The sequence below is a fragment of the Petroclostridium sp. X23 genome (genome assembly GCF_030013905.1).
Classification (GTDB): Bacteria; Bacillota; Clostridia; order SK-Y3; family SK-Y3; genus X23.
Genome location: NZ_CP124862.1, coordinates 3,680,726 through 3,693,577, shown reverse-complemented (window position 1 = coordinate 3,693,577; position 12,852 = coordinate 3,680,726). Strand labels below are relative to the sequence as shown.

General features: G+C 40.7%; 3 protein-coding genes. 1 reads left to right on the top strand and 2 read right to left on the bottom strand.

What is annotated here, in order from left to right:
* Positions 1-72: 72 nt before the first annotated feature.
* Positions 73-2,121 carry a methyl-accepting chemotaxis protein gene (locus QKW49_RS17275; RefSeq protein WP_282863907.1) on the bottom strand — a complete coding sequence of 683 codons (2,049 nt, stop codon included), beginning with the start codon at positions 2,119-2,121 and terminating at the stop codon, positions 73-75.
* Between the two features lie 307 nt (positions 2,122-2,428).
* Here QKW49_RS17275 and gltX point away from each other — a divergent pair, with 307 nt between their 5' ends.
* A complete protein-coding gene (gene gltX, locus QKW49_RS17270) occupies positions 2,429-3,883 on the top strand; it encodes a glutamate--tRNA ligase (protein WP_282863906.1) in 1,455 nt (484 codons plus the stop codon).
* Between the two features lie 163 nt (positions 3,884-4,046).
* On the opposite strand, the gene QKW49_RS17265 is transcribed toward gltX, so the two are convergent.
* Complete coding sequence (locus QKW49_RS17265; protein ID WP_282863905.1) at positions 4,047-12,617, bottom strand: choice-of-anchor I family protein; 8,571 nt, start codon at positions 12,615-12,617, stop codon at positions 4,047-4,049.
* Between the last annotated feature and the right edge of the window lie 235 nt (positions 12,618-12,852).

Sequence of the window (12,852 nt, the reverse complement as noted above, 5' to 3'; positions counted from 1 at the left end):
TTAATAATATTTTACAAATTCTATCATAACAAAACTTGCATTGTCAATAATGCACAATTCCTCTAATCATTTTTATACTTTGAATTTTAGGATAATATCTTTTAAGCTATCTGCACTTTGCTGTACATAGTCTGCTTGATTTTTCACTTCATCTGCCATCTCTTTTATGTTTAATACCTTCTCGGCAATACTGCTGCTCCCTTCTGCTCCTTCATTACTTGCCTTGGATATCTCATTCATTGCTTCCGATACAGTTTTTATGGAGGCAAGAAGTTCTTCTGAAGTAGCACTCAAATCTGCTACTAGTCCATCAATATAGATTGCATCCTTATCATAATTTTCTCCTACCCGGACCGATTCTTTATAACTATCTACTACTTTTGTTTCAATATATGCTACCGTTTGTCTCGCGATATCAGCAAGATTCTCAACAGCTTCAAATACTATATTAAGCGTGTTGTGTATTTCATTAACGGTAATTTTGGAATCTTCTGCCAATTTCCTTATTTCTTCAGCAACAACGCCAAAGCCTTTTCCTGCTTTTCCCGCTCTCGCCGATTCTATAGCAGCATTTAAAGCCAAAAGATTTGTCTTTGAAGATATCTCTAAAATAGCGTCAGATAATGTTTTAATTCTTTCAACTTCTTTGGCTTTGATCAATGCTTCATCCATATTACTTTTAATAGTTACCCGCGTTTTGTCCGCATCAACCTGTAGTTCCCTCGATCGATCCTTTAATACAACTGCCTTTTTACTTATTTCACTTGCAGACATAGCTCCTTCCTGAGCTTTTTCAGCAATAATTTCTACTGCAGTTTCAATCTCAATAGCGGTAGCACTTACTTGTTGTGTAGAAGAAGCTGTTTCTTCCATTCCTGCCGACAGTTGCTGTACTGTTGCAGAAGCATCTTCAAGATTTTCTGTAAGTTCTGATATCCTTTTATTTGAAATCCTTAATGCTTTGTCCACATTATCGGTTTCGTGGATAATTGCACGGATAATATCTTTTATTGATTGTTGCATCGTATCCATTGATTTTGCCAAATCACCCAATTCATCATTTCTATTGATTTTTTCCATTTCATAAATTAAGTTACCGGTAGCTATTTGCTTCATGCCTTCTGCAATATTATGTATAACGCTAGTAATACGCCCAATAAAAATAAAAATAAAAATAATAAAAAATAGTATTGAACTTACCAAAATAGCTGCTACAATAGTGATTAGCCTATTTAATTCTTTTGAAAACTCTTCCTCCGTTAGCGTTGACACAAGATAAAACCCCGTATTTTCCAGATACTCAGAGTAATAAACTTTTGTAACTCCATTGAAATTACCTTTAATAATACCGGATGTTTTAGATAGTAATTTTTCCCCAATTCCCTTCAAACTTCCGCTGCTTATATTTAGAATAGTATCTGCTTCGGAAATATCCTCATTATAACTATATTGAGGATGAATGATAAATCGTCCATCTTTATCGAGTACAAATGGATAGCCTGTTTCACCAATTTTTTCTTGCAAAAATAACTCTTCCAGTTGAGTTAATCCTATATCCAATGCCAGAACCCCATACTCAGTACCTTCTCCTTTTCTTATTACCTGAGATAATGTAACTACAGGTTTTCTTGTATCCGAATCTATATAGATATCAGTATAGACCAGTTTTCCATTTGCTTCTACAGCCGCCTTATACCAGGGACGCTCATTTGCTTTCCAGCCAGGGGCATCCGGAATCCACCCTGAACCACAGTCAACACTACCATCAGGGTAACCTATGTAAACATCAATAATCCCGTATTCTTCTTTCAACATAGTTAACGCAGACATAAAATAAGGTTTTATATCATCCTTTACATCCAAAACTTGATCTTCTATATTTTTTCCTAGAAGATCCTCTACGTATCTCGTTTTATCTTGCAAAACTACTTGTCTTTGAGAAAAGAAATTATTGAGCTTCTCTCTCATATAGTCAGTCTTTATTATTACTTGACTATTAGATTGTTTCGTAATATTATTCTTTATCTGTACATAGCCAACCACAGTGACAACACTAAAAGAAATAATCAATAAAGAAATAATTACCAGTAGCATTTTCCCTCTTAATCCAATTTTTTTCATAAGTTACCTTCCCTATCTCAAATTTTTGAACCACGCGCCAAAAACCTCTGCTTAATCCCATGATCTCATTAGTTTCCTTAAGTTTATTTTAAGTTTATCTAAATTTTACTACTCAATTCAAAATAAATCAATTCACTTTTGAATTGTTTAAGTACATCAATATATACTTCACTAACAATTGTTAATAATGTGCAAATATCATCACCTTGACAATAAATTTCCTAAATTATATAATATCAACGATTTGAATAATTAATAACTATTCACTATTCACTATTAATTATTAACTATTTTGGAGGTTGATTCCATGATTAATACGGAAGTCCGTACCCGTTTTGCTCCCAGTCCTACAGGATATATGCATGTAGGTAATCTTCGGACCGCTTTATATGCTTATCTATTAACAAAAAGTAAAAATGGAAAATTCATACTCAGGATTGAAGATACAGATCAAGAAAGATATGTAGAAGGTGCGATTGAGATCATATATAAAACCCTTGCTGAAACAGGCCTCAAACATGATGAAGGTCCTGACCTGGGCGGAGACTACGGTCCTTATATACAAAGTGAGCGAAGAAACATTTATAAAGAATATGCTGAAAAATTAATTGAGTTAGATGGCGCCTATTATTGTTTTTGTGACAAAGAAAGATTGGATCAGCTAAAGCAGCAAGATTCTCCTAAAGCTCCTTCTAAATATGATGGACACTGCAGACGTTTATTGAAGGAAGAGATTCAAGAAAAACTAAAAAGCGGTATTCCCTATGTGATCAGACAGAAGATTCCTACTGAAGGTACGACTACCTTCCATGATGAAGTTTTCGGTTCCATCAGTGTTGAAAATGATACTTTGGATGATAATATACTCCTTAAATCCGACGGATTGCCTACATATAACTTTGCAAACGTAGTAGATGATCATTTGATGAAAATTACGCATGTGATCCGCGGAAGTGAGTATCTTTCCTCTTCTCCGAAATATAACCTTTTATATGAAGCTTTTGGTTGGGAGATTCCTACTTACATCCATGTGCCACCGGTAATGAAAACAGCATCCAAAAAGCTTAGCAAACGAGAAGGCGACGCTTCTTATGAAGATTTTATCGCTAAGGGATATTTAAAGGAAGCAATTATCAACTATATTGCCCTTTTAGGCTGGAGTCCCGGAAATGACAAAGAAATATTTACGCTGGATGAGTTGATCGAAGCTTTTGATATTGAGGGAATCAGCAAAGCTCCTGCTATATTCGATGTACAAAAGCTGGATTGGCTGAATGGCGAATACATCAGAATGCTGCCTTTGGATACATTCCATCAAATGGCCATTCCTTATTATGAAAAAGCCATTAAAACTCCAAATATTGATTTGTACAAGATCAGCAATCTGGTACAAGCGAGGACGGTTAAATTGATTGATCTTATTGAGATGCTGGATTTCATTGATGTTTTACCGGAGTACAGTACCGAATTATATATTCATAAAAAAATGAAAACGAACCCTGAAAATTCACTGGACAGCCTAAAAGCAGTTTTACCGGTATTTGAAAGTTTAGAGGAATGGGAAGAAGAAAATATTCACGATGCTGTATTCGCATTAATTGAAAAGTTAGGTGTTAAGAATGGTCAAGTGTTATGGCCTATTCGTGTAGCATTATCCGGCAAACCATCAACTCCCGGAGGCGGCATTGAGTTAGCCGTATTGCTAGGTAAGAAAGAAAGTCTGAACAGAATCAGAAAGGGTATTGGCCTTTTAGAAAGCTAAATCATAAAGATAACTAAATTAAGACTGATAATTTCTCAAGTTATATGCTATACCATGGGCAGACACAAGGCCTGCCCCTACGTTTATACATAAAATCACAAAGAAGGACCGAAGCATTGAATGCTCCGGTCCTTCTTTATAACGGTTTTTTATCAATATTCTTTTATTTTATACTTATGGGCTTGTTGCGTAAGACATAAAGCTCATATAGAATTTTTGCTGCTTGCGCTCTGGTTGCATGGCCGTCCGGGGCAAATTTATTACCGCCTACGCCATTGATAATGCCTGCCTGCTGCATTTTGGAAACAGCGTCTTTAGCATAGGATGCTATTGTCCGGTCATCGGCAAATGCTGCCGCTTGATTAGTTTTCGGAAGTTCCAACTTAACAAGCGCAGCGATTCTGCTAGCCAGTACTGCCATCTCCTGGCGTGTAATCTGCTGATCCACACCAAATGTACCGTCACCCATGCCATTTGTAATCCCCATCTTTTGTGCAGTGGCAATCGCACTGTAATACCATGTCCCGCGCTGTACATCCTTAAAGGTGGCTACGGCATTTTGATCTGCCAACCCGAAACTATTCATAAGCATTTGAATAAATTGAGCCCTTGTAATATTTGCATTTGGCGCAAACTTATGATCACCTGTGCCGTTAACAATCTTTCTCGCTGCCAAAGCTTCAATGTATTTCTTAGCCCACATTGCTTCTTCCATATCGGCAAAACTTATACTGACATGCATTGCGGTATACTTGCTGAAATGGTCTACACTGAACGTCACCTTGCCTGTTTCCGCATCATAGATACCGGATACTTCTTCCAATACCGCCGGATCTACACTATCATTGATATAGAATACAACAATATTATCAGGATTTTCTCCTGCTGCCAGCGGATAATCTACCGTAATTTGTACAGTACGCTCATTATCGAATGTATGTACCGCTTCCCCATCTACTGCAATGTTAAAGTCGTATACAGGCTTTCCTTCGACTTTTTCTTGGACATCCTGCGGCAAATCGGCAGTATTTACTTTCTCCACTGATACTTCTACTTGTGAAGAAGATGTACCCTGAATCGCCAGCGCATCCGGTGCCATTACGATGGATGCAAGTTCCGTATGGATCTCTATGGCTTCAATATTTGACTCTTTTGCATTTTGTAAAGATGCTGCCGGTAATTTCGTTGATATCTTGGAAGCACCCGGACTTTGCGGCACTTCAATGACAATTTTATTATCCTGCGCGTCCTGTATTGCTTTATCCATAGTTTCTTGGTCTACATCGGCTACTGCAGCCCCATTGCTGTCCACTTCCGGTGCAGATACTTGGATTGTTCCGTTACTTTGCGAAACGTCACCAGGATTTTGTGTATTATTGGTACTTTGGCCGCCACCACTGTCACTATCACCACTGCTGTCGTCATCATCATCATCACTACCACTACCACTACGGCTTGTTGACATTCTGCCGTCAACAACAGCATTTTTCATGCCGTTTTTATTAATATAATCCGCAACTACTTCATCCAATGCCGGATATTCACCGATAACCGCATCATCGGCAAACATAGTATAGTTGTCTCCACCGGCAGCCAAGAAGTCGTTGGTTGCTAACTTATAGGTCTTATGGATATCCAATGCCTTTCCATCGATGGTTACACTTACCACTCTATTCAGAGGCTCCGCTGCCGGATTAAAGACTACTCTCATTCCCGAGATATGCGGGAATCCGCCCAGTGTTGCCGGGTAAGCAGAAACCCCTAGTTCTAAAGCTGCCAATAAATCGGCACCGCTTACTTCTTTAAGCACCACATAGTTTCCGAACGGAAGCACCGTGATGATTTCTCCTTTTGTAATATCCCCAACATCGATGCTTGCTCTGATACCCCCGCCGTTGGTAAGTGCCACATCGGCACCGGCGGCATCTTTCATCGCGTCGGCGATTAAGTTACCAAGGTTGGTTTCCCCGGTTCTTACATTTTGTCTTTCTCCATCTAACGTTACATCCGTATGACCTATCACTAATGAAGTTATTTGCTCGTTTTCAGCTTTCAATTGGGCAATCAATGCGGTCATTTCCTCATCAGCTGCTAAAGATGCCGCTTGTTCTGCTGTGAGCAACTGTGCCGTACGGCTGATACTGCCATCTTCGTCCAGTGACAGTTCTACGATACCCAGATTTCCAAGGTATTCTCCAGTCTGTACAATGAGTGTACCGTTTACAAGTTTCCCTTGAGAAAGCGGTGTGTGGCTGTGTCCATCTACAATTACATCAATACCTGTTACCGCATTTGCTATATCTTCACTGGTGACTTCACTGGATTCATCCAATCCAATGTGTGCCAATGCGATGATCACGTCTGACTGATCTTTTAATTTTTCTACCATTTGCTGTGCAACGGTTACAGGGTCTTTAAATGTTAACCCTTCTACATTCTTCGGATGGGTCTTATAGGTTGTTTCCGGCGTTGATAGTCCGAAGATCGCAACCTTTTTACTGCCTATATCCTTAATGGTATATGGTGTCAGCAGCGTGCTTTCATCCTCTTTTACCACGTTGGCTGACAGAATCGGGAAGTTCACCAAGTCATCTAATTCCACAAGACGTTCCTGTCCATAGTTAAAGTCGTGGTTCCCTGCTGCCATCGCATCATATCCCATCTCGTTCATGATGTCTACCATGGCTTCCCCTTTAGATAGCGAGATGATGGTCTGACCGTGGAAGGTGTCTCCTGCATCCAGCACCAATACTCTGCCCGGATTTGCAGCTTCCAATTCCTTGATCTTTGTTGCAGCCTTTGCTACACCCATACCACTTCCTTCTTCCACTCTGCCGTGAATGTCGTTGGTATGTACAATGATAATCTTATTGCCTTGGGTTACCGGGTCTGCAGCCTGGATATCACTGTTATACCTTACCCGGATTCTTGCTCCTGCCGCACCATAAGAAGCGATCCCGGTTACCGATACGTTTTTTCCTATTTCTAATGCGTCCATATCGATGCCCAGATAGCCGTCTACGTGGATATAAACTTGGCCTGAGCCGTCATCCATTTTGAAATAACTTGCTGGCTCGTTTACTTCAATAATATTTCCGGTTGTTTTTACAAGCTTACCTGCATAGCTTCCATTTGCTGCATCGGTTGTAGCAATCACCTGTGGGAGGATTTCCTGTGCAGGACCTACATAAAGCACATCATAGGTGAAATCCTGATAAGATAGTTCTTTTTCATCTTCAAAGGTTTTCACCACACCGGTCGCGATCACTTCTTCTCCTATGCGCAGTTCTGCCTTCTGATCCCCGTACAGACAGATCCCGCCGGTAGCATCCTGGATGTACATGGAGTCATAGAATAAATTCGTAGGCGCCGTAATGGTTCCTTTTACAGTATAAGGCATGCCGGTCTGTGCATTTTCTCTTACCCATGCGATATCCTTAACACGGTCATATCCTGCCAGCCAGTCCATCACATTCATCGTAAAGGCTGTATTGCTGGTATCATTTACGATTTCATAGTCAGAATAGAAATGACGACCCGCAGCAATGATTTTACCATCTCCGATTTCTTCTTTAGCGATCACAGGAATGGTCTCTCCATTAAGCTGTCCTTTTTCATTGTACATATAGGCACTGCCTTCAATGACATTGTAATTATAAGAGGTGTCATTTGCCGCCAGTAAAATCTCCAGCTTGCTTGCCCCGTCATTGGTAAGTGGACCGTAATTCTCATCTACTAATGCGCATCCACTGAAAATACGGAGCGACTTCATATTTTTATTTAATCCGCCTGCCGCTTCAGGGAAGGTTTCCATATATACCGACCATACCATTCCGCCGCTGTATTTGTCGGAATCTTCCGGTTCATATACATTGTCATTGCTAAACCGTATCCCTGAATCAAGTTCTTCTAGCGTAGTATTCAACAGCTGATTATTGTATCCGTAGTTGGATTTATCAGCGATAAGCAACGATCCTCCGGCTTTTACCCACTGGGAGATGGCCGTATTCTCAGCCGTGCTTAAAGGCTTGCTTTCTGTCGGTGCGCCCAATACAAGCACATCGATATTTGCCAGTACTTCTGCCGATATTTCTTGCGTATTAAACTCCGCACTATAACCATAGGTTCTGAGCAGCTTAACAAAATCGCCTACAGTTCCGGGAACATCCGCATTACCGTGTGACTGGTCAATTAAAATGTTCTTATTATTCGGTGTCACCACAAGCACTGTTTTGGATAATTGCGTGACAGTGGTTACACCCGAGATCGGGGTTAATTTTGCGATAATATTGACTTCACCGGAGCCGGATGGTGTCCACTCCACATGGGCTGTTTTCTTTTCTCCGGCTGCAATTCGGTCAATGATCGCTGTTCCAATCAAATTACTTTGAAAAATATTTGAATGATAGAACTTTACTTCCAGATTTTCTACTGCTCTCGCACCAAAATTGGTAACGCTAGCCAGTACATCACTTTTAATGCCCGGAAGCGCAGGCTGCGGATCAACTACTAATTCGGTTAATTTCACATCATTTTCTGCACCGGTGGTCCATATCGGACTGGAAATACCGATTTTACCATTCGTATGGATTACTTTTACTACATACCAATGGTTTCCAGAGCCCGGCGTTACTTCCGGTTTCCACTGGGTACTGTTCCCATTAACATTTTGTGTATCAACCACTAGTCCGCCATTTGTGATGAGTTCCACTTTTTGTATGGAATCTTCATCATCGGCAGCATATATATTAAAATCAAGCTTTTCTCCATCGGACAATTTGAGGATACTTCCCATCCAGTAATCGTTAGCTTTCACTTTCAGCACCAGATTTCTGGTTTCTGTAGAATACACCCTGTGTGCTTTAAAGGCTTCTATAAATGATTCAAAAGTCAAATCTTCCGCCAGTACACCGGTAAGATTGTCCGGGTCTCCCCAGTTCATCGCATGATTATCCTGCGCATTGGTGGCCCCTACGTGCCAGCCATTGTCTAGGGCTTTATAATAATACTCAATAGCTCTTGCATAGCTGTATGGCGGTGCACCGTTTCCTGCTTCAATCATTTTCACCCAACGGTCGGCATCCGCATCATAAGCCAGATTATTGAAAGAATCACTCGGCCAGTTAGGATGATTAAATGCCGCCACCACTTCTTCTTTTTCAAGCCAATCATAAAAATCTGCGATTTCTGTCATGGTCTTCTTTGCTTCGGTATAATTATCGGAATCATATGCGTTCATATGCCCGTTACTGCTGTGGGTCCATTCAAACCCTCTCATCGCAATAAACTCACCGGCGTGAGCACTGTTAAACACATCTGCCATTTCTTTCGTTTTGACCCATTCGGACCCGGCTACCGGGGTAAACCGGTTATTGCTGCTGTCAAACTGGTCACCCTCCAACTGGTTGGAATGATCGGTGATAACCAAGAAGTCTAAATCCTGACCATATGCATGGGCATAAGCCTCTGCGGGAGTACCCTGCCCATCAGAATAAGCAGTATGTGCATGAGGGATCCCAAAATATACATTAAAATCATCTTGATTCTCTATGATGGTGAAGCTCCAAACCTTTTCATATTCTGCATTCTCTGCGTCTTTAATGGTAAACCTGACTTCATGTTCTCCAACGCTCAAATCCGCCGTAGGAGTATAGGTTACCGTTCCCTGTTTGGTTTCAGCATCATAGGTTTTAACTGTCTCTACAACCGCTCCGTCTACTTCAAGCTGTGCAGAATCGGAAACAAGGCTCTTCTCTCCTTCTTCATAAGTCAGAGAAATTTCCGGCCTTACTTCATAGGTTGTCATCATATTTGCCGGCGAGGTATAAAATACAGGTTCTACTGCAGCCGGTGCGCTCTGTGATTTTGTAACATCGGCTGCGCTTCTTACATGCAGCTGATAAGTAGTCTTATATTGAGAAACAATGGCAGTGACATCCACCGTATCTCCCGCAAACACACCGCTAAGTTCAGGAATCTTATAAATACCAATGGTTTTATTTGCGCCATCGGTGAGGACGGTCGTACCACCGGTATTAATATCCCCAAGCTTAACGCCTTCCAGCTTCACCAATTCGCCTTCATAATCCTCTCCGATCTGACTGATGGTTACCTTCTGCGGCATCGGCAGTGCATTCCCTTTGGAAATCACCTCGTCAACGGTAAAAGGACTGATTTCCAATAACTCGTTATAGCTTGTCAGCTTTCCTGTTACTCGAATCTTATCGCCCTGCTCTAATGTAATATTGCTGCCCTCTTGTTTATACAGGCAAATTCCGCCGGTATTATCCTGAATATAGATATTATTGGTAGAAGTTACGATCCCTTCTGCCGTTACCGTGTCACCTGCAGTCTTTGCTCTTGCTTTGGCAATGGCATACTCACTTACCTGTCCTCCGTCATATTTGACTTCAAATACCGCAAGCGTACCGCTTACTTCATTTGCCACCAATAGAAGCGGACTGCCGGACGGACTGTCTTCAGCCGGAATGAATTTAATGCCTTCCGGTGCACAGTCACCGGCAATGTCCTGACTGAAATCTCTGGTATTGATGTACTGCACAAATTTCGCATTTGCAGGATCTGTTACATCGTACACCATAATGCCGCCGATACGTTCAAGGCCTATGAATGCATAGTATTTGTCCCCTACTTTTCCAACCTTTACGTCTTCCGGCTCAGGGCCTTTGTTATCACTTCTATTATCAAAAGCTACTTCGTCATTGGTCGTGTTGAATTCATCAGGATATCTTAGTGCGGTTATCTTTTCGAAATCCGAACCGCTATCATAGACCTGGCTGAAATCCGATGTATTATAGATTGAGAAAGAACGTCCGCCAAATGTATAAAGCGCTTGGTAATCGCCTGTATCATTATTTAATCCTAGTTCGACGTGCACATTGAGTTTTCCCAGATTCTTTTTGTCACCTAGAGTGGATACCATTGCATCTAATTGATCTTGAGTATATGCGGCATAGTGATCTGCATTTAATGCCAATTTATCTTCTATATCCTCTACTCCTATTTCGTTTTCATAGTTATCATATTCTCTCCCATCACCTTCATTGGCAGTGAAGATATAGTCATTACCGTTTATGGTGGCTATATCCAGTCCATCGGGCATGTACATGCCCAATACAGGCCATGGCTGAATATTGATTTTTCCGTCTTTATTTGATGCATCTAAAGCCGACAGGGACCAATCCTTAAATCCAAGCCCTTCTACTTTTATAAATTTTTCTTGCGCAATATCAAGTGTTGCAACTGCATTGTTTTCTTGCAGTGCTACATAGGCATACGCACTCTCTTCATCTACAACGATGTATTCAGGTTCCAAATCATTTTTGACTTGTGCGCCCTCTTTGATAATTACATCCGCATCAATGGTTACACCGTCAAAAGAAGCTGTAGTGACTAAATCCTGCGTGATACTGTCAACACCACCTGAAACATCAATCACCGATACGCTTCCTTCAGGGTCTATTGAATAATCACTATTTGGTTCTCCCTCATTTGCCACCAGCAAAGCATTCCCATCCGGAGTAAATGTGAGATTGTCCGGAAGTGCCCCAACTTCAACAAAGCCCTTGTATGTATAGGCATCATCTATCGCAAAGAAAGCCACTCTGCCGTTATTGGTTTTAGTATTGTTAGGCAGCGATACGGCAAAATATTGCCCGCTAGGATGAATATCGATACAAGTAATATCTCCTGCTACAAAGCCGTCTCCGAAATCCGACAAATCATTGATGCTTACCTTTTGGGATAATGCCAGTTGTTCAACATTTCCACTGCTTGTATCCAATGCCGCCAAGTCTACGATGTCTACCGAAACAGCATTTTCCGCACCATTTACGATAAAGGCTTTCTTACTCACCTTGTCATATTTTACAATTTCAGCAACACCTTTTTCCCCATTGGCACCTTGTGCGGTAAAACGCCCTACAAGACTTAGGAGGTTATCTTTATCTTCATAAGATTGTACCTGTATTTCATAAATTGATGTTTTTGATGTTTCCCCTTCTGAATCCGCCGCTTCAATATAGTACTCTACATTTTCTCCACCTATTTGAATGTCAGCAGTGTAAATATAAACACCGTTATTCTCACTATAAGTGGCTTCAGTTACAGTATATCCCTGCGCGCTTACTACTTTTGAATATACGCTGGCTGTTACTGTGTTACTTTCACCATATACTGAGCTAACGACTGAAAAATCTACCGCAACCGTAGAATACGCATCTGCTGAAGTAATCGGATTCGGGTATTCTATTTGCAGTTCTGTGTTTGCTTTGTCTACAATCTCTATTGCGCTGGGACTTTTTAAAGCCGGTACTGTAAAATATGTTTCCAGACTTCCGGTAATTCTTACTTTTTTACCGATAAGACCCGAATTTGTTTTCAACCCGAACTGTGCTCTATAAGAAGAAGTAATTTGAACAGGCATTATTTTCTCACTCTGCGTTTCATCGGCAGAATCTGCAATTGCAAAATTATAATCATTAGTAAAAGGCTCCTCGAAGTTGTAATTTGCACTGCCACTACTTCCTCCTGTGGTATGCCCCACTATGTATCCTTCAACTGTTGCTGTACCGCTGTTATTGGCAATAGCCTCTGCGACCGTAAGAACATTGTCCGCAGCAGCTGTTTCAGGCATTATTATACCAATCATGTTGGTAATTACCAGTGCCAATATAAGCACCATACTTATACTTCTTTGAAGTTTCTTAAACAAAATACGTCGCCCCCTTCGTTTGTAATGAAATGCTGCTTATTATTCCTCTCTTATTGCTATTATGTAGAATGGCCTCACCCCTTAACCGTAAAAATGTTTTAGATATAAATAGATAACAGAAATGTATATGATCATATCTTCTGGATATAAATACATATCAATACAAATTTTATACTAATGGTTTATTGTTAAACTTAGGTTGAATAAATGTTAATAAATGTTAATATCATGTAAA